At 60.9% G+C, this 22,544-nt stretch carries 27 protein-coding genes; 5 read left to right on the top strand and 22 right to left on the bottom strand.

Features of this window, described 5'->3' with window-relative positions:
* Nucleotides 1-264: 264 nt before the first annotated feature.
* Nucleotides 265-1,821: a glycosyltransferase family 39 protein gene (locus ACO07C_RS27735; protein ID WP_421917404.1), complete on the bottom strand. Its 1,557-nt coding sequence runs from the start codon at nucleotides 1,819-1,821 to the stop codon at nucleotides 265-267.
* A 315-nt stretch (nucleotides 1,822-2,136) separates the two neighbouring features.
* Here ACO07C_RS27735 and ACO07C_RS27730 point away from each other — a divergent pair, with 315 nt between their 5' ends.
* The 4 genes from ACO07C_RS27730 (at nucleotide 2,137) to ACO07C_RS27715 (ending at nucleotide 4,462) form a co-directional block, all read left to right on the top strand.
* Nucleotides 2,137-2,706, top strand: coding sequence for a DUF4337 family protein (locus ACO07C_RS27730; protein ID WP_421917403.1), 570 nt, complete (start codon nucleotides 2,137-2,139; stop codon nucleotides 2,704-2,706).
* 67 nt (nucleotides 2,707-2,773) lie between these two features.
* Nucleotides 2,774-3,475, top strand: coding sequence for a hypothetical protein (locus ACO07C_RS27725; RefSeq protein WP_421917402.1), 702 nt, complete (start codon nucleotides 2,774-2,776; stop codon nucleotides 3,473-3,475).
* Nucleotides 3,476-3,491: 16 nt separating this feature from the next.
* On the top strand, nucleotides 3,492-3,656 hold the full coding sequence (locus ACO07C_RS27720; protein WP_421917401.1) for a hypothetical protein: 165 nt from the start codon (nucleotides 3,492-3,494) through the stop codon (nucleotides 3,654-3,656).
* Between the two features lie 128 nt (nucleotides 3,657-3,784).
* On the top strand, nucleotides 3,785-4,462 hold the full coding sequence (locus ACO07C_RS27715; protein ID WP_421917400.1) for a hypothetical protein: 678 nt from the start codon (nucleotides 3,785-3,787) through the stop codon (nucleotides 4,460-4,462).
* Nucleotides 4,463-4,527: 65 nt separating this feature from the next.
* On the opposite strand, the gene ACO07C_RS27710 is transcribed toward ACO07C_RS27715, so the two are convergent.
* From ACO07C_RS27710 to ACO07C_RS27685, 6 genes are all read right to left on the bottom strand, one after another.
* Entirely contained in the window at nucleotides 4,528-4,848 is a 321-nt protein-coding gene (locus ACO07C_RS27710) for a hypothetical protein (protein ID WP_421917617.1), read from the bottom strand.
* On the bottom strand, nucleotides 4,848-5,048 hold the full coding sequence (locus ACO07C_RS27705) for a hypothetical protein (protein WP_421917399.1): 201 nt from the start codon (nucleotides 5,046-5,048) through the stop codon (nucleotides 4,848-4,850). Before ACO07C_RS27705 ends, ACO07C_RS27710 begins: the two co-directional genes overlap by 1 nt.
* The gene (locus ACO07C_RS27700; protein WP_421917398.1) at nucleotides 5,033-5,272 is read right to left on the bottom strand and encodes an ABC transporter permease; all 240 of its coding nucleotides are present in this window, start codon (nucleotides 5,270-5,272) and stop codon (nucleotides 5,033-5,035) included. Before ACO07C_RS27700 ends, ACO07C_RS27705 begins: the two co-directional genes overlap by 16 nt.
* A 94-nt stretch (nucleotides 5,273-5,366) precedes the next feature.
* Entirely contained in the window at nucleotides 5,367-5,570 is a 204-nt protein-coding gene (locus ACO07C_RS27695) for a hypothetical protein (RefSeq protein ID WP_421917396.1), read from the bottom strand.
* Between the two features lie 12 nt (nucleotides 5,571-5,582).
* Nucleotides 5,583-6,233 (bottom strand): lysozyme, encoded by a 651-nt coding sequence (locus tag ACO07C_RS27690; protein ID WP_421917394.1) that lies wholly within the window; start codon nucleotides 6,231-6,233, stop codon nucleotides 5,583-5,585.
* A 260-nt stretch (nucleotides 6,234-6,493) separates the two neighbouring features.
* Nucleotides 6,494-7,237, bottom strand: a complete 744-nt coding sequence (locus ACO07C_RS27685; protein ID WP_421917393.1) for a glycosyltransferase family 25 protein — start codon at nucleotides 7,235-7,237, stop codon at nucleotides 6,494-6,496.
* Nucleotides 7,238-7,511: 274 nt separating this feature from the next.
* Between ACO07C_RS27685 and ACO07C_RS27680 the strand changes: the two genes are divergently transcribed.
* Entirely contained in the window at nucleotides 7,512-7,655 is a 144-nt protein-coding gene (locus ACO07C_RS27680) for a hypothetical protein (RefSeq protein ID WP_421917391.1), read from the top strand.
* Nucleotides 7,656-8,045: 390 nt separating this feature from the next.
* On the opposite strand, the gene ACO07C_RS27675 is transcribed toward ACO07C_RS27680, so the two are convergent.
* The 15 genes from ACO07C_RS27675 to ACO07C_RS27605 all read right to left on the bottom strand — a co-directional run bounded on the left by ACO07C_RS27675 (nucleotide 8,046) and on the right by ACO07C_RS27605 (nucleotide 22,510).
* Nucleotides 8,046-8,561: a GNAT family N-acetyltransferase gene (locus ACO07C_RS27675; protein ID WP_421917390.1), complete on the bottom strand. Its 516-nt coding sequence runs from the start codon at nucleotides 8,559-8,561 to the stop codon at nucleotides 8,046-8,048.
* 68 nt (nucleotides 8,562-8,629) lie between these two features.
* Nucleotides 8,630-9,241 carry a hypothetical protein gene (locus ACO07C_RS27670; protein WP_421917388.1) on the bottom strand — a complete coding sequence of 204 codons (612 nt, stop codon included), beginning with the start codon at nucleotides 9,239-9,241 and terminating at the stop codon, nucleotides 8,630-8,632.
* Nucleotides 9,242-9,420: 179 nt separating this feature from the next.
* Entirely contained in the window at nucleotides 9,421-9,864 is a 444-nt protein-coding gene (locus ACO07C_RS27665) for a hypothetical protein (RefSeq protein ID WP_421917387.1), read from the bottom strand.
* A gap of 11 nt (nucleotides 9,865-9,875) precedes the next feature.
* Entirely contained in the window at nucleotides 9,876-11,849 is a 1,974-nt protein-coding gene (locus ACO07C_RS27660; protein ID WP_421917386.1) for a hypothetical protein, read from the bottom strand.
* A 235-nt stretch (nucleotides 11,850-12,084) separates the two neighbouring features.
* Complete coding sequence (locus ACO07C_RS27655; protein ID WP_421917385.1) at nucleotides 12,085-12,369, bottom strand: hypothetical protein; 285 nt, start codon at nucleotides 12,367-12,369, stop codon at nucleotides 12,085-12,087.
* Nucleotides 12,370-12,653: 284 nt separating this feature from the next.
* Nucleotides 12,654-13,298 carry a hypothetical protein gene (locus ACO07C_RS27650; RefSeq protein WP_421917384.1) on the bottom strand — a complete coding sequence of 215 codons (645 nt, stop codon included), beginning with the start codon at nucleotides 13,296-13,298 and terminating at the stop codon, nucleotides 12,654-12,656.
* Between the two features lie 94 nt (nucleotides 13,299-13,392).
* The gene (locus ACO07C_RS27645) at nucleotides 13,393-13,707 is read right to left on the bottom strand and encodes a hypothetical protein (RefSeq protein WP_421917382.1); all 315 of its coding nucleotides are present in this window, start codon (nucleotides 13,705-13,707) and stop codon (nucleotides 13,393-13,395) included.
* A 286-nt stretch (nucleotides 13,708-13,993) separates the two neighbouring features.
* A complete protein-coding gene (locus ACO07C_RS27640; RefSeq protein ID WP_421917381.1) occupies nucleotides 13,994-14,152 on the bottom strand; it encodes an HNH endonuclease in 159 nt (52 codons plus the stop codon).
* 131 nt (nucleotides 14,153-14,283) lie between these two features.
* Nucleotides 14,284-14,751: a hypothetical protein gene (locus tag ACO07C_RS27635; RefSeq protein ID WP_421917380.1), complete on the bottom strand. Its 468-nt coding sequence runs from the start codon at nucleotides 14,749-14,751 to the stop codon at nucleotides 14,284-14,286.
* A gap of 8 nt (nucleotides 14,752-14,759) precedes the next feature.
* Nucleotides 14,760-17,291: an HNH endonuclease signature motif containing protein gene (locus tag ACO07C_RS27630; protein WP_421917378.1), complete on the bottom strand. Its 2,532-nt coding sequence runs from the start codon at nucleotides 17,289-17,291 to the stop codon at nucleotides 14,760-14,762.
* Entirely contained in the window at nucleotides 17,292-17,729 is a 438-nt protein-coding gene (locus ACO07C_RS27625) for a hypothetical protein (RefSeq protein WP_421917376.1), read from the bottom strand.
* Between the two features lie 77 nt (nucleotides 17,730-17,806).
* Nucleotides 17,807-18,466: a hypothetical protein gene (locus ACO07C_RS27620; protein WP_421917374.1), complete on the bottom strand. Its 660-nt coding sequence runs from the start codon at nucleotides 18,464-18,466 to the stop codon at nucleotides 17,807-17,809.
* Between the two features lie 215 nt (nucleotides 18,467-18,681).
* The gene (locus tag ACO07C_RS27615) at nucleotides 18,682-21,147 is read right to left on the bottom strand and encodes a hypothetical protein (protein ID WP_421917373.1); all 2,466 of its coding nucleotides are present in this window, start codon (nucleotides 21,145-21,147) and stop codon (nucleotides 18,682-18,684) included.
* Nucleotides 21,144-21,746 carry a hypothetical protein gene (locus ACO07C_RS27610; RefSeq protein ID WP_421917372.1) on the bottom strand — a complete coding sequence of 201 codons (603 nt, stop codon included), beginning with the start codon at nucleotides 21,744-21,746 and terminating at the stop codon, nucleotides 21,144-21,146. Before ACO07C_RS27610 ends, ACO07C_RS27615 begins: the two co-directional genes overlap by 4 nt.
* Nucleotides 21,747-21,943: 197 nt before the next feature.
* Nucleotides 21,944-22,510, bottom strand: coding sequence for a hypothetical protein (locus ACO07C_RS27605; protein ID WP_421917371.1), 567 nt, complete (start codon nucleotides 22,508-22,510; stop codon nucleotides 21,944-21,946).
* Between the last annotated feature and the right edge of the window lie 34 nt (nucleotides 22,511-22,544).

Genomic DNA, 22,544 nt, shown 5'->3' with positions numbered 1-22,544 from the left:
ATCGGCAAGGGCGGACCCGGCCATCGCGGATATTGCGACAACGGCGAGAAGTGTGTTTCGCAGGATTGTGGTCATATGAACTCTCCGATGATGTGTTTGCGTCTACGATGATGTGTCGCGCATCGAGACGGAATGGTTCACGGAGAATGCGAAAATCTTGCCTGGGACGGCCAATTGCATCGCGGGACGAATACCAGTTACCTGTAGTCAGCGGCCGCTATTGCGGAATGTGATCGGTGGTCGCGCGGCCAGCCCGGCAATTCGTCATTTTCCCTGGCTTGCCGCAACCGGCAGGTCGGGCGTTCCCGGTGGGACGGCCACGAAGCTCACCGGCACGGGCGGGGCCTTGAGCGACCAGTTGAAAAGAACGGTCTTGACCGGAAGATCCTTTACCCACGCCTGGACCTGCGCCGGTGGCGCACCTGTTCCTTGCCAGACGATCAGCATGCCCTGTTCCTGCAATCGCTGCGGCGTGATCCAAGGGGCGAACTGCATGTCGAGATCGGTGAAGATCGACGGCTTGTCGTAAGCTTTCAGGCCCGCGACCATGGCCACGCCGGTCTCGCCGCCGACGATGCCGAGCGGTGCCTGCACCTTTTCATGCCAATAGGCTTCCGCCTCGTCTGCAATCGCTTGCGAAGGCCAGCAGACAGGCTGCATGTGACCGAACAGGTTGCAACTGGACCAGCGGATTCCCGCATAGGCGCTGGACACAACGACGATGCAAGCGGCCGAGCAGATCATCAGCGCGCGCATCTCCCGGCTGCCGAGCCTCTGGCCGAGAAGAGCAAGCGCAACCACGCCCACAAGATTGTACATCGGCGCGCCCCAGGCCTCGCCGATGCCGGAAAACAGCGAGGCGATCATGACGATGATCGCCGGGCCGAGCCCCATCCAGAGCACATACAATAGCGCACGGCGTTCGACAGGTGGCTCGCGCTCCGGCTCGGTGTCCGGTGCCGCCCCTCGACGGAACAGGCCCGATATCGCGAGCACGACAAAAAAGCCGATAAGCGCCGAACATTGAACGCCGATGTAATAGAGGCGCGCCCGGTTTGCCATCACCCATGAATCCCGATTTGCGACATAGGAGAAGGGCAAGAAGTCCATGCGGATAAGCGCGATGGTGACCGGGGTAATGACAGCCAGGAACACCGCAAGTGCGAGCCACGGCCATGGTGTCGCAAGCCGGCTACGCGCGCGCGGGTCATACAGAATCCATAGTCCGCCGAACACGAGCAGCAGGCCGGTGGAGAATTTGGCGTAGATGCCGACGCCGGCGACCAGCCCCAGCGCAAGCCACCAGCCCGGCCCGTTTCTGGAAACGCTGCGCCACAGCAGCCAGCAAATGGCTGCCCAGAACGGCATCTGGGCATAGTCGTGATTGAATTGCGGCGTTGGCCAGCCAAAGAAATAGATCGACGGCATCAACAGGACGGCGGCCAGCGCGCGCCTGCCGCCGAGGATGTCGCGGCCCAGTAGATAGACGAATATGAAGGTCGACGTAACAACCAACTGGCTCAAGAGATATTGCGGCCATCGGAATGAGCCCGTCAGGAGATGGGCGGTTTCGAGCAGCCATGCGGGAAGCTGCGGATGCTTGTAGGTCAGGAGAACCCACTCGCGTCCCCACATGAACCCTTCGACGACATCGCCGGGCGGCGCAACCGCCACCAGCGCCGGCAACGCAGTCCAGAAGATGATCTGCATCGCGCACAGAAGCGACAGAGCATAGGCAGGATGACGCGACAGGACCGACAGGGTCGATACGGAATGTCTGTCTTGCGTAACGGGCGCGTTTGCCGGCAACCACTTATTCATAGGGTCTTCGATTTCATGTCGCGTTTGGATCATACCGGGCGGGTTAGGCCTGTGCCTATGGCATAGACTTGCGGCCGGAGCCAGCGGGGGAACAACAGCCCGGGATCGCTTGCTGCCAGTCGCGTGCTGTCCCACCGCACAGCCAGGCGCCCTCGCCCCGCGGTCAAGCTACCGTTTCTCCTCGCGTGGCAGGAATTGCCGCCTCCGGCACCGCCCAAACCTTACGGAAATGTATAATGACGCCACCATTGCAAAACCAAGATTGCAGCGGAGATTGCCACGCGACGCCCCTTACCTCGAATCCAGGCAAACAAAATGGCAATGGAAGACGCCACCCAGGAGCATCTCGAAAACGCCGAGCATGCCGAACACGCCGAGCGTGAAGGCAACCCGTTCATCACCACTGTCTCGGTCACCATAGCGGTCCTGGCCGTTCTGGCGGCGACCGTCGGCAGCTTTGAATCGCTGGAGACCGCCGAGACCATCAACGACAAGAGCGAAGCCGCCTACCTGCAGAACAAGGCGAGCGACCAGTGGAGCTTCTTCGAGGCCAAGAGCATCAAGAAGAACAGTTATGAGATCGCCGCCGCCATGGGCGGGCCAGCCGCCGCGCAATTTCAGGCCGGCGCCAAGCGCAACGAGGCCGACAGCGCCGACATACAGGCCAAGGCGCAGGACTATGAGAAACAGGTCGACGAGAAGTTGCGCGACAGCGAGATCCGCGCCGGGCGGCACCACGTCCTGACCTTTGCCGTGACGGTGTTGCACATCTCCATTGCCGTGGCGACGCTGTCTATCATCATGCACGGCAAGCGGTGGCCGTGGATCGGGTCGCTGATCCTGGGCGCATTGGGCCTCGTCGCGGCAGGCTTCGCCTACGTCTGATCGATATCGACCCACGCCGCCTTCAAGATACCCTTCATCAAGATTTATCCATTGACAGGACTTTGCGATGAGCCAGCATGCCGTCATCCATCATCGTGCCCTCGACTTCTGGCTGGCGCGCGCGGCCGTGCTCGTGATCATCTGCCTGCAGCTTCTGGTCATCAACGATCTGTCCTTCGGTCCGCGCTGGCTGGCGCCGGCACTCGAAACGGCCCTGCTGATACCCTTGTCGGTGGCGACGGCCTGGACACAGGCCGAGGCCAGGAAAGCCGCCCAGGATCATCAATGGCACTCGATCGGCGAGTTTCGTGTGTTGATCCGCAGGGCGGCCCTTGTCATGACCGGCGTCATCAGCATCATGAATTGCGGTTCGCTGTTCCTCTTGGTGCGCGCTCTTCTGGCGGGTCACGCCGGCGGCGGAACCACCCTTCTCGTCGATGCCCTCAACATCTGGGTCACCAATGTCATCGTCTTCGCGCTGTGGTTCTGGAGCACCGACCGCGGCGGCCCGCCGACCTGCGGTCTGGTCAAGCGCGCCCAGTCCGATTTCCTGTTTCCGCAAATGACGCTGAACGACAGCGACCTGCGCAACTGGCTGCCGGGCTTCATCGACTATGTGTTCCTCGCCTTCACCAATGCCACGGCTTTTTCCCCAACCGACACCATGCCGCTTTCCCCACGCGCCAAGCTGTTGATGATGGCCGAGGCGATGATCTCGCTGCTGACGATTGCTCTCGTTGCCGCCCGCGCGGTGAATATTCTGACGTGAGCCTGGAGCCGGATCTATGCCGGCCAAGAGCATTTTCCGTTTCGCCGAAACGCAAAAAAGGCCCGCCCGGCGAACCGGAGCGGGCCTGAAGATTTTCCCGAACAACGGGCTGAGACAATTACTGTGCCTGCCGCTTGCGGGTGTTGCCGCCAGGCTGGTTGATGCTGATACGGCGCCTTGAGAGACATGCTGCACATGCCGCCATTCAACGGCCGCCAGCCGCCAGGGGCGAAGTCACGCAGTTGCGAGTTGGATGCCGCCTTGAAGGGGCGCACTATCATTCCGTCGATTCAAGAGGGGGAGAAACCCATGGCGTTCGACTATTGCCACCCGACTGCACCACACAAGAAACTGCGCATTCCCAATTGGTACGTGTCGAGCTTGATGATGGACCGGGCGCTCGACGCCGTGGCGCGCAAGGTCAAGAACCTCGACCGCGAGCACGACATCCCCTACCTGGCCGGCTATTCCAAGGACGGCAAGACGATCTATATCGACCGGCATATGCCAAGCGAATGGCAATACAAGGGCCGCACGATCAACACCGACCGCTTCCTGCTGTTGCACGAGGAGGTCGAGAAGACGCTGATCGACCAGTTGGACCTGCACTATCTGCACGCCCATCAGATCGCCACGCGGGCCGAGGAAGCCGCGGTGCGGGCGGCCGGCATCTCCTGGCGCGAGTATGACCGCTTCATGCAGAATTACGTGAAGAAGATGGACGACGAACGGCTGACCAAGGTGCCTGCCGATCTCGACCTGAAACCCTATCGCGACGAGCACGACACCGACCTGCTGGAACGCATGGCCGCCGACGTCGAGAAAGGCATCCAACCGGCAGGCGTCGACAAGCCCGGCCTGCACGACAGGATCAAGGGCCAGTTGAAGACGATGCTGGCACATTCGCATCTGCACGAGCCAAACGGCAGTGTGGAATCGAAAGTAAGGCCGGCCACCACGAAAGGAAACCGGAAGGCGCCGAAATAAGTCCTACGCCAACCGGTATCGCGTAGGTTTTGCGTGAAATAGCGGATGAAAGGCCGCCTAGAGGCCTATTTGCCTTCGGGTCCCGGCTTGAACCTGCGCACGATCACCTCGAACAAGATGTCGGAAATCCACATCGCCGACACACCGATAAGGAAAGCGGCGGCCAGCGTCGTGGTGTCGTCGTCGGCGAGCGGCAGGCCCGTGGCGCGGAAATACTGCACGACGGGCAGCGTCAGATAGGCTGCCGCCAGCGCGCCGCAGATCGGCGACGCCACCATTTCGCGCAGCTTGTAGCGATGGCGCGACAAGGCCCTCAGGATGCCGCCGGAAAGACCGGCGACCACTACCGGCGCCTTGATGCCGAGCGCGTCGAGAAACTCGTGCATCATGGCGCCCACCCGCACAACATTCGTCCCTTGCGGTTGTGCCCGAGTACCGCCTTCACCTCGGCGTCGGACAGTGTATCCACGGCAGAGGAAGAAAGCCGAAGCGGGCTCGAGATCGAGCAAAAACCGCCTTTGGTCGTGGAGCAACCGCCGAGCGCGATCAACATCGCGACCGGCAGCATTCTCAGTCCCTTGCCCATGATTTCAGCTCCCTTCGGGCTTGATCGGCAGGCAATGCCCCGATGTCGTTCTGGACCTGGTCGGCAATGTCGCGCGCCACGGCTTCCGCCGTCGCCTGCTTGGCCCGTTCGGCCTTGACGCCGGCCAGCCTCTGTTTGAAGCCGAAACCAAGCGCCCCGATGATCGCAGCCCCGATTGCGAGGATGGTTGGACTGCCGAGCAGGAAGGCGAGAACCCCGGTCATAGCAGCCATCCGACGATGGCACCGACGACAAAGCCGATTGCGCCGCCAATTGCGTAGGGCAAGGCCTCGTTGATGCAGGCGGTGAAGACTTCCTTCATTTCGCCCACCCGAACCTGTGGGCCGCCCAGTACCAGCCCTCCGACAAGCCAGCCATCGCCAGCCCTAGCCCCGTTTCGACGGCCATCTGGATATCCGGGTCGACCGAGAAGGCCGATGCGTCGTCGGCCCCGATAATGCCACGCGCCACGAGGATGCCCGCGCCGTAGCGAAGGCCGATGCGGATGATAACGGACAGCATGTGCGTTGCCTTTCAGAAAAAGGAGTGAAACCAGGCGGTAAGCTCGTGCCACCAGTTGGCGAAGGTTGCGGCAATGATGATGACGACGCCGACGGCGGCGGCCGGCTTGCCCGCACTCTTGCGGGCACCAGGCACGGTTTCGGCTGGTGGCTCGGAAGTGCCGGCTGTGGATGTTTCGACCGCGGAGTGCTGCGGAGCGGCTGCCAAGGCCGCTTTGAGGAACTGGGCGCGCTCATCCCGCCGGCGGCTGGCAAGACCCTTCAAGACGACCTTCTTGCCCGCGAACGTGCCCTTGTTCCAGGCCAGCATCGCATCCGCGGCGCCGGGCCGGTTCCCGGCATTGAGGTTTTTCAGGACAGACGAGCGCCTGAAGGCGCCCGCGCCGATGTTGAACACCAACGAAACCAGCGCATCGAATTCGTTCTGGTTGAGCGGCACAACAACCATCGAGGTGACAGACGCTTCAACGCTTGCCAGATCGCGAGACAGGATCTGGTCGGATTGCGCGGCGGTGATCGTCAGGCCTTGTTTGACCTCGGGCGGCCCGGCAGCCGAAGTATGGCCAACGCCAATCGTCCAGACGCCCACGCTGTCAAGATAGGCGACGAGCTTGTTTCCTTCGCGACGAGCGATAGCGGCCCGCCCGGATGGGCTGGTCTGCATGGGCTTTCCTTTCTGATGATGATCAGGAGTTGCGAATCTGGCCAAACAGCCGCGGCGCGCGACGCGGCCATGGAGATTTGACCGGCCAGCGGAGCGCCTGCATGGAACGAAGCAGCGGCGTGTGTTCGCCCGCACGCGCGTCCCCACGGATGGAGAGCACCCATGGACCGATCCGGCATTTCCGATCAATGCCATGCGGCGAAGCTTGCCGTTTCAGGACCCGGATCCCCGGCAAACGTAACGCCTAGAAAGATAACCCGCTAACGATGGGGCCTGGAGGTGTAGCCAAACAACTGGCGCCGGTATTTCTTCCAGTTCCATTCCAGGCGCTGATAGATGCGCGCGCGCGACTTTCGACCGATGATCGAGGTCGAGAACGTCCCGTTCTGCGTGCCCTGTTCGACAATCGGGCGTTCGAACCACAGAACCTCGACCCCATTTTGGGCATCGATACGATCGATCTGATGGTCGATCGGCAAGGTGATCTTGTTGGCCGCGAACCAGGCACACCGCGCTTCCGCGACGCGCCGCGTGATCAGGTATGAATCCGTGTTGCGGCAGTGTGGCGCGGGATACAGGTGCCTGCCCTTCTTCAATCGCCACAGTGCCGTGTAGTAATTTCCGCCATTGCCGAGATAGACGACGGCATTCCGGTCCGGATCAGCGAATTCGGCCAGGCCCTCGTTGAATTTCCGGGAAAAGCGATTGGACAGAATGACATCGTCCTCGAAAACCAGGCAATACGGATAGCCGCTGGCCAGGAACTCCTGCCAAACGCCGATATGCTTCATCGCGCATGAAATCTCGGCCGGCAGCAACTTCTCGGAATCGACACGCCGCGCTTTTTCTTCAGCGGAAATGTCGGAGATGTCCCAGTCCAGGAACCAGTTTACCGGAATGCCATGCCGCGCGAAGCCTGAGGTGATGTGGCGCTCTCGGTCCTCGTAGCCTCGCTTGACGTGGCACACGCGGACAAAAACCCTGGCGGTTGGAAATTCTGTCATGGCCAGCCTGTACTGTTCCGGATCGCGAAAATCCAGAGATAGCATTCAGCCCGCACTCGGCGCCAGAAGAACGCCTATCGGGCGCGGAACTCGCGACAATCGCCTACCCTTGCCGCGTCGAAGCCGATTTTCAGGTAGCGCCAGCCATATCAAGCCCCCTCTCAATGCAAGCCAGCACAAATCCGCTTCCGGCCCTTTGCACCGACATTACAGCCGGTCCTGAAACTTTGTCGTGGACCCGCGCGTTGCCCTTGCGGATGCAAGAGGAGTTCAGATGGGTTTCGTGGACGGAGGAGTGACGGCGCTGGTCGTTCTTTTCATCATCCTGTTCGTGATCTCCGCCATGCGGGATTTGAACAGTGCCCCATGCTTCCACCGCCTGCGCTCCTGGATGCAAAGCCGAGAACATAACGATTGACTGCATTCGCCACGGTCATGCGGCGGATGATTTCAAGCGTTGGGGAAATTTGATGAAACCCGACGCGGCAGATGCCGTTGGTGGTTTCGCCCCTGACGCAAGAATGCGCCGCGAGACGCGTCCGGTGCCAGGCACATATAGCTGCGTGCCCGGATGGGCTGGTTTTCAAGGGTGTACCTTTCATGTGATAGTTGGGTATGGTCGCCCCAAAGTCGGTGCTGATGAACTTCGATGTCGAGACGATATGCGACGGCGTAGCCGAGGCTTATGCCGCGCTTCAGGCCTGCAAAGATCTCGAGGCGGCGAAGACCCCCGGCCAGGATGACCCCGTCAGACCGGGAGCCTACGGATGGCGAATGGGTCCACATCATGCATATAGCCAGTTGCCCCTCAGAGGCGAAGGGACTTAGCCAATGCTAAAGTTCCAAGTCTCAAGGCCGTAAGAGGCCCAACTATTCGCTTGTGCATTCGGATCATAGGCATGCCGTCGTGAAAGCCGGCCGGCCGAGGACTCCGCCGAAGCGAGCGGCGGAAACCAGCCCTCCTGTAAAGACGGATGGCCCGGTCATTGTCAGCCCGTACGATGAGGCGCAACGTACTGTACCCCCTGCAAACGGCCTCTGCGGCCGCCGCATGCAAAAGCGCTGCGCCTGCGCCTTTCCCCATTTCGCTTGATATAACAGCGATGGCGTCGAGCGTCGCCGTTGCTCTGCCCTTGCGAAATATTAGGACACAGTATCCGACAGTCGTTTTGCCCATCTCGGCCACCAGAACATCACCATCTGAAATCAAGATATCGAGCTTCTCCCGCCTATGAGAATTTGCCTTGAAAGCTCTAAACCCTATCTCCGCTATAGCCTCCAAGTCCTGATTTTGAGCAGTTCGAATGTTCACGGTATCACACATATACACCAGCCAGTAATCGTTGGTCGGGATTCTCAAACGTTGTAAATACTTATTGCGGATCGTCGCGTCTAGACCGACCAACGCCGCTGAAAGGATGCCCTGATGGCGTCTAGTTGAGCTTGAGTAAGCATCGTGTTGAAAAGCGCGAGACCGTAGAGCCGCCGTCCGCTCGCCATGTACGCGGAGCCATCTGATACCGTGCCATAGGCTATCTTGCGGGTAGCTGCCGTAGTGGCGGGCACTAAGTTGGTCGTGTAGTTAGCAGAATTATAGGTCCCATTTAAATAACTCACAAAGTCGCGACTTGTGTTTGAGTTATATCTTGAACCGTCTGCACGAATTACCAATGTATTTGCTGGATATGACACCAAGTTACCTGATCCATCACTATTACTTCCATTATTTATTTGTAGCCAAGGACTTCCATTAGAAATGTAGGTAGTAACCCCTGGACCGCCCGTGGTCGCATTGACCGCCCCGTTCTTCGTATTGAACCCAACACCGTAGCCGCTCGAATAGAACTCCACGGTTAAAAAGGTGAAGTTCCAAGCCGTTTGGTGAAGGCTGTCAACGAGGGCGTCGTTGGCAGTTAGCTTGTTCATACCTCCCGCACCTGCCGAGGATAGGAAAACATCGCCACGCTCGCTTCCGATCTGTCCGTTGAGCGTTAGGCCGGTCATCAGAAAGTCCCGACCATTCCCGCTTGTATCAAGAAGGGTGGAGCCTCCAGCGGCCGGCAAGGACCGTACGTCGCCGGGATCAAGGCAGATTTGGAGGTTAGCCGTGCCGATGGCATCCCGTATGAGCTGCTGCATAGATTTCCGGTAGCCAACCGAACGGGGGATCAAACCCGGCAGCACTATGCGCTCAGCTCAAGGACAACCTTAAGCTCCTCCAAGGTCATCTCGTAGCTGGCGAGCAGCGCGGTCAACTTCTCCAAAGCGGTCGGGGGCTCTGGTGGTGGTGGGATAACCTCCGTGGCGAACGACTGGCTAACCGCCCCGGTTCCGTCGTCGGCGTACGCAGGATTGCCCACCGTGCGGTAGCCTTCCGGAACGGTGAATGGCACGGCAATCTTTCCGCCAACCGCCTCGATTTCTTCAAGGCTCCAGATACCGAGATCATAGAATCCCCGGATCATGCCACCGTTTAGGCTCACCGGAACGGGGTATGGGTCACAGGCCATCTCCGCCGAACGGCCATCCGCGTAGGTAGCCGTATAGGTGGTCACGGTGCGGCTGCCCTGCACTGTCTCGTGCCACTCAACCCAGATCTCACCATCTTTTCGAACGAGTATCGACATAGTGTGTCTCCTTAGGTTCTCACAACGCCTGTCACAATGATGCGGCTTGAGGTGTCAACGAAACCGACGATGAAGACGGTATCCGTGGTAGCGATGCTGATTGGGAAGACTTCCACGCCAGTGGCAATCACCCAGTTAGCGCCCTTGTCTAGCGTCCGAGTGGAGGTGGCGGCCGTGACCTTGAGGACAAACCCGAACAGAGGATTGACATTGCTGGGATTGCCGAGAACTCGGTTGCCGGCAAGGACTACGAGGGCGTTGTTGCCAAGCGACATGTCCCAAGCGATGGTGGCTGCGTCGGTCAGCGTCTGGTAGGCCACAGTGCTTTTGAGGGCCGCTGCCGTGAGGAGCTTTGACGCCGTCCCCAGTTGGAACTCTGAATTTGATGCGATCGCGCCAGGGGCCAGCATGGCATAGGTCAGCAGGCCGGCCGGCACCATGCCCGCCGTCAACTGGCCGAAGCCCAAGGCAGAGGCCGCGCGCCTAAGCAGGGTGTCGTCCGAGCCGGCCGCGATGTCAGCGCGCGCGCCGCTGGAATTGGCAGATCGGCCGAGCACGGAAAGAGCAGCGCTGTCCGCAAGGGTGTTGAGCGCGATAGCGTTGGTCGGCGGTGAGAACGTTCCGGTGAATGAAGCGTTCGCTTTCGGCGCCAAGCTCGACACAGCTACGCCGCTGTCCTTAACAACCTTACCGGTCGCACCATTGAAGGTCGCCAAGTTGTCGCCGATTGACGATGCGGGGCCTGTGACAACATCCGTCACTCTCACGCCACTATCCTTGCCGGCCTTTCCTGTCGTGCCGCCGAAGGTGACTATATTGTCGGTCACGGAGGATGCCGGCCCGATGAAATCGCCGCTTCCCAGGCCATCCGCGCCCTTATCCCCTGCCCGGTCGAACATCAGCCAGATGCCGTTCGCTGTCGTCGGCAATGCGCCGGCGCCGTTTATGAAAGCCAGGCTCAGCTTGCGGAAGCCGGCGCCATCGACGACCGATCCGGTCACATTGTAGACGTAGGAGATCGCGGCGTTCGCCTTGGAGCGCAGGGTCAACTGGCCCTTGATGGTGTTGGTGCTGTCGTCGAACGTGTCGAGAATGCCGCTCACCGTGGCGCCGCTGGCGTCGAGATTGTCGACATAGGCGGCCGTGGCCAAGGCGGCCGAGGCATTGTTCAGCCGCAGCGTGCCGTTGCCGGGGTCGGCGTCGGTGGTGGCCGTCGAGAAAGTGTAGCCCAGCGCCCCCACCGAGGTCGCCGCCGCCGAGGCTGACGTCGCCGCACTGGTGGCCGAGGCTGCGGCGTTGCTTGCCGAGGTGGCAGCCGCCGTGGCGGAGCCGGACGCGGCGCCGGCCGAGCCCGCGGCGGCGGTGGCGGAGCTGCCGGCATTGGTGGCCGAGCTCGCCGCCGTGGAGGCCGAACCGGATGCGGCGCTGGCCGAATTGCCGGCATTGGTGGCGGAGTTCGCCGCCACGGAGGCGGAACCGGACGCCGCCGTGGCCGAGCCGGCGGCCGCGCTCGCCGAGGTGCCGGCATTGGTGGCCGAGGTCGCCGCCGCGTTCTTGGAGGTCAATGCCGCGGCGGCACTGGCGGCGGCCGCATTGGCTGCGCCCACGGCGTCGCCCAGCGTGTCCTCCGACAGATAGAAGGCGATCGTGATGGCGTCGGCGCCGATCACCGGGTCGAGCGCCTGGAACGCGTAGACGAAGTCCGCCGACACCGCGCCCTGCTGCACATGCACCGTGGTGCCCTTCTGCAGTGTGCGCGCGGTCCGGGCGTCGGCGGCGCGATACCAAACGCCTTCGCTCGCGGTATAGATGCCGTTCTCGCGGGCGTCCGCCTGGTCCTTCACCAGCACGCGGTCACCGACATCGACTGAGACACCATCGATGGTCTGAAGCCCATGGAGGGCGATGTTTGCCGTGGTCGCCAGGCGCACGGGTTCGCGTTCCCCTGTCAACAGGCGAACGGCGGCGGTTGCAGGTCGGGCCATAAGGGCTTTCTCCATGAAAAAAGCCCCGCGAAAGCGAGGCTGAAGATGTCGGGTTCAATATACTGGCGCGAGCGGAGGCGATGGCCCTGCTTGGGCCGCCTCCGCCTTATCGGATCACCGCCACGACACCGCCAAAGGAGGTCTCGTCCTCATCCAGATCGAGGATGTCAGGTCCGGCTCCCGTTTCCAGCGGCTTCCTGAAATTCTGGCCGTGTCGATAATATTTGCAGCCGGATCAGCCGGCCGGCTGGCTCTGCTGACGACGGCCGCGAACGATATCCACCACGAACCAGATCAACTGGGCGCCGATGTAAGGCGCGATTGAGGACCAGTCCGGCGCTCCGGCATCGGCGTTGCCGTAGGCCGACGCGATGCAGGCGAGCACCCCGGAAATCAGATGCAGCAGAACAAGGCGCAACACGCCTCCATTCCAGCGCCTGCTTGCCCAGAACAAAAGGCGGCTCAGTAAAAACGTCGGAACCAACGCACCCAGAAGCATTGCAGCAAAACCAGCGCCCATAAAATCCCCCTATGCCAACACTCAAATCTATCTTGTGAGTGACTTCCACAATTTTCTCGATATCGAATTCATCGGCGCCGCAGATTTCCATGCGGGCTTCACCGGCTTGTGTATGTTTAGGCGTGTTCCAGGTGGCATCACTCTCACCTTCGCGATGATTTGGGCCATGATGTGCCCATAGACACTACGGCGGCGAGCCATCGCCCCATTGGAAAAACCTCCACATTCATTGGACAGCCTGCAGCGTTTCTTCGATTCTAAACTCATACAACCTAAAGTTGCCGTTAGTCAATATGCGCGCAGTTCGCGCTATTGCCGTCGAAGTAGCGGCAGGATCTTTTCATCGAGGAATTTGAACGTCCATCCAGCATCTCCGCGTTGGCGGGATTGGCATCAACATTGACAGGGATCAGCTTTGCTACCGACTTCCCCCGGCGCGCGGCCTTAACCCATTCCTCCATAGCTCCGATATATTCGTCCAGCGCCTCGTACGGCGTCGTAGCACCGTCGCCAGGTATAAACGCCGAAGGAACATCCCCCACAATCAACCATATCCATTTGGGACATCCGGTCTGCCGGGGTGAAATTTCAAAAAGGAAAATATAGATTATTCCTTCCGCGCCATAGCCAAGATACTCGCCTTTGATGGTGCACACCCAGTTGTAGAATTCGAGATATTGGCGCGCCTCGATCCGCGCAAAATCAAGGTCGTCTTCGCCGGTACTGATATTGGCAGGAGGCAGACGAGTAACGCTGCTTAAGTCCGGATTGGCATCGTTCTTCATGGCTGGCTCCGGGAGAGAGGTTGACACTTGGACCAGCGTGCAGCTCGGGCGCCTCGTAGCCTTAGCCGGAAATCCAATCGCTTGCTTCGAGCGGTCTTTTGCCTTGACGTAGGTTACGATGCCGATTTCGGGCAGTTCGGCCATCAGGCGGGCCGCGGTGCGGCCGGCCGCTAGGGAGGAGGTGGCGTGCATCCTCGCCTGGATCCGGGAGGAATGAACCTAGTTCAGTAAGAACCGCTCAAATCCCGAAGTTTTCATCGACGAACATCTCGGAAAACTCCTGTGGAGAAAGCGTTACGTTGTTGTCGCGAGCAATTTCAAGGTTCCTTGCCCATAGCTTGCGTATTTCCGCTGGTATTTCCTCGGATAAATGAACTGATGCGGCAATTGCACCCTGCCACTGTCCATCGCCTCCATAGAGAGCGTGCAGTTTGGGAGCCATCGCCTTCAGGGATCTATCTACTTCTTCGGGCAGTTCTCCAATCGCCCATAAAACATAGAATTCTAGAAGTTTGAGCAACGGTTTTCCGTCATAACGCGGATTGTGTTCCATTTCATTTCCTATGCGTCATATGTAGCGTATTCTATAAGCCTCTGGCAGGTTTCTGATAGACTAGGTTTTTGCGGCAGTGAAGGAAGCCAGCCCTCAATAAATTCTCTAGAGATAAATATCTCAAGGAAATATTCCATACCCGCTTCGGAGGCTTCCAATGGCAATCCTCCGGATTCTGGCTCGGTAGCAACCATCGCGTCCGAATTCTCTGTCCACGGCTCAGCTGCATAAATCGTGTCGTACTCGTCAAACTCAGACAGCCTCGCGACTATCTCAATCAACCTGCCTACTTGCCCCATTGAGAAAACCCTCCGCCACGATTCGGATGCAGAACCTTCTGGAATATGCTGCCATTACGATGTTGGGATCTAGGGACGAGTTGCATAACTCCGGGTTTATCGCTGTGATGCCACGAGAAACCGTCGGGTGCCGTTCGGGGAGCCAACCTGGGCGTCGAATCTCCGAGAGAGATTGCCAAAAGCGGCCGCGTCTAATGGAGCGCTTTTGATTTACCTAAGCGCCAGCGCTGACGCGACGACGTATCGCCCTGCAAGCGATGTAGTGAGAGCCAACGCGCTATTTTTTAAGCAACGGGAGTACATTGTCGTAAAGAAACTTGAGACGCCCCCCCAACATTTCGGCATAGGCAGGCGTGGCAGGCACGTTTACCGGGATGATGTCTTCGACTGACTTTCCATCTCGCGCAGCTTCAACCCACTCTTCCATGGCACCTATATATCCGTCCAAGGCAAGATAAGGTGTCTTGCCGTAATCGCAGTCTATATACGCCGGAGGCACGTCGCCAACAATCACCCACACCCATGATGGCACATTCGGCTTGGCAGGTACGAACTCGAATAGAAAGACGTATATGACGCCGTCAAGTCGATATCCAAGGTATTCGCCTTTAATATCCGACACCCAGCTATGAGATTCCAAATATTCGCGCGCTTTGCGACGGGCGCCTTTGAATTCCACACTGCCCCGCGAATTGCCGGGCGGCAATGGCTTTACGCTACTTAGATCAGGACTTGCATCATCCATACCTATTGTCACTGCTTTGACCCTCTCTTGCCGCCGCCCAAACGGCCCCATCTCTTGTAATCGCCCCGCTCCTTGTGATGCTTGATATGGTCAGCTCTACTGAGGGGCTCGAAGTTCCACACGTCGTCTGTCCCGCCTTCAGACCGTGCACGCTTGTGATGAAGATCCATGTTCCAGCCTGTATCGGGATCTATGGGCCAGTCCTTCTTATAGTGCACTTCCCACTTTCGACGAAGAGGCCTGGAACGTGCCTCGAGCCAGCCTGGCAGCTCGTGAATTGCAGGTGACGCTTCCTTCAAGAACTGATTGCCGGCACCCCACAGCGCGCCGGAAACTACTCTGCTGCCGATTGGTTCGTCACGGCCCGTGGCTTCGACCGCGCCATAGGTCGCCCCCTCAACACCCATAAGGCCAGTGCGCGCAAGAAGGCCGGACAAGCCCTTCATTGTGGCTGTGCCAAACCTGCCACTGAGGGTAATGCCGGCCTCTCCAAGACCTCGGCCCGTCAGATACGCGCCAAGTGCCTCTGCAGCCGCTCCAGCAGATCCAGATCGATCTCTCGCATTTTGAGTTCCCGCACGCTCAGCCGCGAGTTCTTCCTCGTAGTTGCTCCCCGAGATCAACGAATTCATGTGTGCGGCGAATTTGTCCGCGTAGCCTAGCGTTGCTCCGTCAGCCATCAGCCGCACGATGTCATTGAGGGCGACGAGCGGCTTCAGAGACGCAGGCAGGGCGTCGAAAGCCGCCAGATTTCGGTTCACGCGTTCCTCTGCGGACACCGGAATTGAGTTGCCGGCGATGCTTCGCGCAATCCGCGACTGGTTCTCGTCGGCCAGTTGTAACGCGATGGCTGCCTGAACACCCGGATCTGACGTGCCCGCGAACAGATCACGCAGGATTGAATCCCGCTCGCGTTGCGGCACGTTCTCATCATTCAAGGTGTCGACAAGGTACTTGACGACAGACTGCGGCAGCGGCTGGATGTTTTTGATGCCAAGCTGCTGCTGCACGGCGACAGAACGGGCAATCGCCTTCTGATAGGCAGCCGGATCATAACTGTCTTCGCTCGATATCGCATTCCATGAAGCGTCGGCTGCCGGGTCGATTTTGCGGGCAAAATCGGCGGGAGCGGCGGCCCGAGCTTCCAAGACTTGCTTGGCAGCGGCCGCGGTTATCACAGACTGCGAATGATCCTGCTCAGGCGTCGCACTGCCTGGCTTGGGCATGGCTTCCAAGACCTTCGCCTCAATGGCGCCTTTCGGCATTCGAGCCATCTCGAATGCCTGACGGCCGACATCGAAGGTCCTGCGGAGGTTCTCGGATTGATTTCGGCCCTCCTCAGTGCCGAAAACTGTTGTAAAATCCTGGTCGCTCGGCGTTTTTCCGAAGTAGTTGCCGGTATACATGAGGTCGGCGGGTGCATTCTGGTAAGCAAGCTGGACGTTGGTGCGCGCGTCGAAGATTTGCGCCGTCGTTACCGCCTGAGCCTGCAGGCCGAGATCCTGCATGGCGTTTGGAGAGAGATCGGCGATCCAAGGAGCAGCAGCCAGGACGGCTGCCCGATCAGCCGGCGCGGAATTGTCGTTCTGAACGCGATCGCCTTTCGAGGTCGCAGCCCCAGAGCCATTCGCCGGGGCAAAGCCAGGAACCTGTTGGAAAGCCTCCTGACTATCTTCTGGCGGAACGGCTACCTGTCCGTTCGGCGCGCTCAGTTGGACGGAAGAAACGTTGCCGGCGGGCACATCATCGGAAGCGTCGGCGCTCTTGTCCGCTGTAGCGGCGCTGCCCGCAGAACTGGCCGCCTCAACGACGCGACCTGCTGACGCCCCCGCTTGCGCAGCACCCAGCAATTCGGCGGCGCGCTTCGGGTCCTTGGCGATGAGTGCCTGGACCCGCGCCTTTGCGGTGGCGCCGAACCAGTCCGTCATGGCCTGCAGCTTGGTCTGCGAGTCAGCGCCCATCTTGGCGATCAGGTCGAGGCCGTCCTGCAGCTTTGCCTCGAATGCCGCGCTGTCGTCGGGGTCGCCCTGCGCGATGGCAATGGCGTTGGTCTGCAGCACCGTGTCGACCTGCGCCATTTCATAGTCATTACGTCGATCGCGCTGCCGTATCCCCATGCGCCGCGCGCCAACCGTGCGCGTCGGCTCTCGCTGCGTTGCGAATGCGGCACGCTGGCTCGCGGGCATGTTCGCCAGCGCCTCATCGAACAGCGTGTCGAACAGGCCGGTCTTGACCACTAGGCCGGTACGCGGATCGACCTGGCCGTACATGGTTTCGTGAAGGCCGGCGCCGTCGGCCGGCGCGTTCGCCGCAACCTCGTCTTCCGCCTGCGCCACCCGGCCGTTGAACCGGCGGCGCGCAAGTTCGGCGTCGAACGCCTCCTGCTGGTCTTTCATCTGCTGGTAGCGCTCGGCGACAGCGGAGAGCCGGTCGCCAAAGCCTTGGATGACCGCGGCGATCGGCGAGCCGTTGGAATATTGAACCGCATTGCCGGTATCGAGCCGACGCTGGGCAATGGAGAGCGGAATGACGTGGACCATTTAGTAGAGCCCCGTATAGCCTTGGAAGATCGCCGCGCTCGCCCGGGGCGAGAGTGACGAACCGCCGAAGGTCACGGCCTTGGGCTGGTCTTGGAGTCTGGAGAGACCACCAACGAGCGCACTGCCCGCGTCGAAGATGCTTGCCGTCAGCTTCTGCTTGCCGGAAAAACGCGAGATATCGGCTTGGGTGTAGACATTGTTCTGCCGCAGCCGCGAGCCGTACAGCATCGCGTCGAGGTCCATCTGCCCCTGCCTGGCACTGGCCGCCAGCACCTCGGTCGGCGAGCCGGCGATGCCGACGCCCGATGCACCGGCCTGGGCACGCGCCTGCGCCTGCAGCAGGTCTTGCTTGCGGCGCTCCTGGCCTTGCTCGAATGCAGCGGATTGCGCTTCGGCCTGCGCCTGCTGCTCGTAAGCCTTGGCCTGGTAGTCGGCCATCTGCTTCTGCTGCTGCCCTTGCATAAGAGCACCGCCGACGGAAATAGCCGTTCCGAGAAGAGCGAGTGTGCACATGGTCAGCCTCGCTCGCTTGCAACTGGAATGAACTTGGTCTTGACGCCGTCGACAGGCGCGCCCAGTGCCGGGCGCGGGTCGAGCGCTCCGCCGGGGCTGAGAAAGGACAGAAGCAGCCTGTCGGCCTGAACGGCCGGACGGCTGAGCCGGGAGGGTGCGGCCGCGCGTGGCCCGGCCATGGCGGCGCGGCGTGTGGCGGTCAGGTTCACTTTGAGCTCGGCCACGCCGGCTGCATCGAACAGGCCGTTGGCGGTGGTGATCGCGCGGTTCAGCGCATCGGCCTCGAACAGTTCCTGGCGCAGCTGCTCGATCAGCCGGTGGACGCACCGCCAGCGCGCGCCGAGGGCCGCCGCCTTGGCGGCGATCTCCTCGCCGAGTGCCGTGATATCGGCGCGGGCCTCGCTGGCAGCCGCCTCCTTGCGGCGCTTGCCGGCGACATCGATTGTCTTTTCCAGCAGCGCGATCGCGTCGTTGCAATCGTCAAGCGCCGCACGCGCGGCGGCCAGGTCGCCATCGCCGAAGACCGCCCGGTCCTCGGCTTCGGTCAGATGGTCCTTGCGCGTGATCGCATCGCTAAGGTCGGTGTCCAGCAAGGCGATGACGGCGGCAAAATCGGCAGCCGTCCGCGCCCTGCCGAGGTGCTCGGCATAGGGGGATGTCATGGGGGATGTCCTTATTCCGGAGAAAGATTTGCTTGGGCGAACGCGGCGCCGGAGCGTCAATCTCCCCCCTCGAGGGGGAGATGGCCGGCAGGCCAGAGGGGGTCGCCTCGCGTGAGGCGCTGGCCTTCTCTTTTCGAAAAGAGGAGGTCGCGTCCCGTCGTGCCGCCCCCCTCTGTCGCCTTCGGCGACATCTCCCCCTCGAGGGGGGAGATTAGCTACGGCTCGGCGTCGAACACCGGCGTTAGCGCGCGGATCGTGCAGGGCGTCGGGTTGGCGTGGCGGATTTTCACCTGGCCCTGCCCCTCCCAGCTGTCGTCGATGGGGACGTCGACATTGCCGGTGAACAGGGTGGCCTTACCGTCCGGCGCAACGATACTGGGCATTCTCACCGGCTCCCAGCGGCCGCGGATCAGCGACTGCACCTCGAGCCCGGTCGTGTCGGTCTCCATGAGGGACAGGATGACCTTACCGACCTTCTTGCGGCGGCCGATGACGGAGCCGTCGCGGCCGCCCACATCGAGTTCCAGCGTGTTGGCTTCCGAGCCTGTACGCAATCCAACCTGCCACTTGCCGGCCTGGGCCCCGCCGGGCAATGTCACCTGGCCGGAGGCAACGGCGAGGCCCTTGTAGACCTTGCCGTCCGCCAGCACATCGACGCGCTGCCCGTTGAGATGGTCTATGCCGCCAACGACATTGACCGCCGCGCCCACATAGGTCAGGCCGCAATCGACCTGAAACGCGTCTTCCAGCGCACCATATTCGAACGGCGTCGTCATGATCTCGATGTAGCGCCGCGTGACTCCGCCGATCGTGCGCTTGACGAACAGCCAGATGTCGTCGACGCCGCTCTGTCCGGGCGTCACCACGGCGCTTTCGACGATCGCCCAGTCCGAGCCGGCAAAGCCGCCGCCGATCCGGTGGCGGTGCAGGCCGCGCACATCCTGCGAAGGCTGATGGGTATAGCCGCCCAATTCGCCGGTCTGGAGCGGAAACCACAGTACCGGATCGGGGTCGGTCTGGAACGCGAGTTCGACCACGCCCTTTTTCGGAATGTGTTCGGAAATCTGCCCGATATCGTCGGAAGAGAACTTGTTGGCGGTTGTCTGCGTCAGCTCCGCGATCGCCTTGCGGCTGCGGGTGACGTAGAGGAACGACTGGCCGGCATCCACGGGGCGGATGCGGGCGCAGCCGAATGTGCGCGAACGCCGGTTCTTGAACGACGACGGCGTCAGAGCCTCGTCGATGCCGGAGCCCGACAGCGCCCGCACGCCGCCGCTTGTACCGATCATCAAGGCGCCGTCGGAGTCGGCGATCCAGACGATGTCGTTGGCCTGCCCGCCGCCGGCCTGGATGAACTCCAGCGCGTCATCATCCTTCTCGCCCAGTGCGAAATTGTTGAAGTCGCCTGTCTTCGAAGCATAGACTGAGAACCTGCGGCTGAAGGCAAGCCGCTCTTCATAGAGCGATCCGCTTTCGACATATTTGCCGGGCACGAATGTGCCAAGCCGCCAGCGCGTGATCGGGCTGAGATTTGGCAGGGCATGACCATAGAGCACGATCTTGACCACTGTCGCGCTGGTGCGACTGGTGATCTTCGCCCAGCGCCACACGCCGTCCGAGCCCAGAAGCCGGATGGCGCGGCCGACATCGGTCGGCTGGAATCCGCTGTTCGCGTTGATCCCCACGATCGAGGATGCCGTCAGGTCGAACGGCGTCTGGTCGCTGGCGGCAAGGTGAAAGGCCAGTTCGGCTGCATAGGTGTCAGCTGCGTCGTCACCGCCGCCGGCCGAGAATTTCAGTTGGTAGTATTCGAAGGCGGCCTTGTTGCCGAACTCGTAGAAGCGCGTCTCGCTGTTCGCCCATCCTGTCTCGGCGGTGCGGGTGTCGAGCGTCACCCAGTTGGTGCCGTCGTTCGAACCCTGGATTTCCCAGGCGGAAAAGTAGTTGTAGGCGTTGGTCGCCCTCAGCTCCGTCGTCAGCCAGTAGGCGTCCACGACGCGCTGCGCGCCGCCGGGGTTCCGGTAGCGGATGTATCCGGTGGATCCGCCATCCAGGGCAACCGCCTGCGCTTTGTTGCGGTCGAACATCTGATAGGCGCTTGCAGTACCGCTCGCCGTGGAAGCGGTGCCGCTGGGCGCGGTGTTGCTGGTCATCTGCGGCGTCAGATGGCCCGTACCGCCCGGCGTCAGCGTGGTCGCCGTGTCGTTGATCGGGTCATACGGTCCGTCGAGGAATTCGTAGTCGCTCAGCGTCCATGCCGTGTGCGCGGTGCGCGTCAGCACCTTTGGCGGGTAATTCCTGTGCGTGATCCACATCTGGTCAGCGGACTGAACGTAGGCGAGGTCGAACAGGTCGGCCTCCAGATAGGGCGACGCCACCTCCACCGTACCGACGCGCGCGCCATAGGCGTAAACGCGGATGTACTGGTCGCCGAACTCCAGGCAATAGGCTTGCTCGGAGGAAAAGATGAACGGAACGCCGCGCGTCTTCTTCGCCGGGTTTTTCACCTCTCCGACGAAATAGGTGCCGCCGCGCTTGCGGATGCCGCCATGCGGCAGCGTGACGAAATTCTCGCATTTCGCCAACGCCGCCCGGTAAAGGTCGAGCGAGGCGCGGGCATGCAGGCGCGGCGAGATCTCGCCGCGAACGAACGTGTCCTGGATCGGATAGAGCGCGGTCATCGGCGGTATGCCCTGTTGTCGCCGCGCTGGATTGTCCAGGAGGCGGGGTAGGACCGGCCGCCACGCTGGATGGCATTGGCGGTGAAGGCCGCGTCGACCGCCCGGTCATAGGCCGCGCGGGCGACGTCGATCATGCCGGACTTGTGGGTCAGCGGATGCGCGATCTTGATGGCGAGCGCGGCCACCAGCACCTCCGTGAACAGCGCGTCCCAATCGTTGGGATCGGTCAGGTTCGCGACATAGCGGATGGCCAGCGGGCCCGGCTGGTCGGAATAGATCAGCCCAGCCTCCTGCCGCCATGAGATCGGAATCCCGTCAGGCTCGCCATTGTGCGTCGGCGGCATGGGACGCAGGCAGTCGGCGGGAAGCTCGTAGGCGAAGTTCAGCGTACCATCGCCGCCGCCGGTATCGGCGCCGGTGACAGACGCCGACAGGATGGCGAACACCCAGGCATGCCTGGTCAGCTCCCCTTCCCGCGTCAGGTCGAAATGCAGGTTGAGCAGCCGGGCGGCCTTGACGTCCTGGTCGAGACTGTCGATCGGCGCCTCGTCGAGCACGGCGAGCGCCATGTTGGCGATATCGAGCGGTGTGGTGGCCATGGCTCAGCGCCTCGTCCATATAGGTCGAGCAAACGTCATGATTTTCTCCAGGCATGAAAAAAGCCGCTTGCGAAGCGGCTGAAAAAATTTAGATCCAATAGATAAGGCCGCTTTGGGCTACCAATCTCTCGCCGGCGGCGAGGCTGATAGTTTCAACGCCTCATCATTTTCGCATTGTTCAGCCCAATAAGTCACCGTCACTTCCTCGGAATGACAATGCTCTTCGCTAAATCCAACCACGTCTTTCTAGCGATCTCGTAGTCGCCCTCGCTGCTATTGCAAGTGAGCGTGACCACGCCGAACGGCGCTTCTTCAACCATCATCCACGTCCGCGTTGGTGAGCCCAGAAAACTTAGACGGACCGAGGAGATAGAGACTTCCTTTCCGTCGATCGTCACCATGGCCGGCTTGTCGACGACAACGGGATTCAAACCAGACATGGAAGCCTTCACGATAGCATTCTTGTTTATCTCGTTGCGAAATCGATCGAAGAACTCCTGCGATCTCAGACCGGTCGGGGTCATGGTCAGCACAACATCACAATCGCCACCGCAAGCCGAAGCCATGCAGGACAGCAAGATGTCCTGTTGGTCGAGCCTGGCCCACCATAGATTGTTTTGATAGGTCAGGCTGACGCCCTTGACGGGTTCGGAAATTTCGCCCGACACTGCAGGTGCGGCAGTGGAAAGCAGGAACAGAATTGTGGCTGCGAGGCGCATGGGAAAGATCGTGCTTTCTGATCTCGGAGTGGCTGAATAGCTCATCGCCAGTCTCTTCCAAACAAGTCGGCTGCACCAT

Origin of the sequence: Mesorhizobium sp. (genome assembly GCF_965229135.1) — a bacterium.
GTDB lineage: Bacteria > Pseudomonadota > Alphaproteobacteria > Rhizobiales > Rhizobiaceae > Mesorhizobium.
The sequence above is the reverse complement of the archived record's forward strand: the minus strand, read 5'-3'. Positions and strand labels throughout refer to the sequence as shown.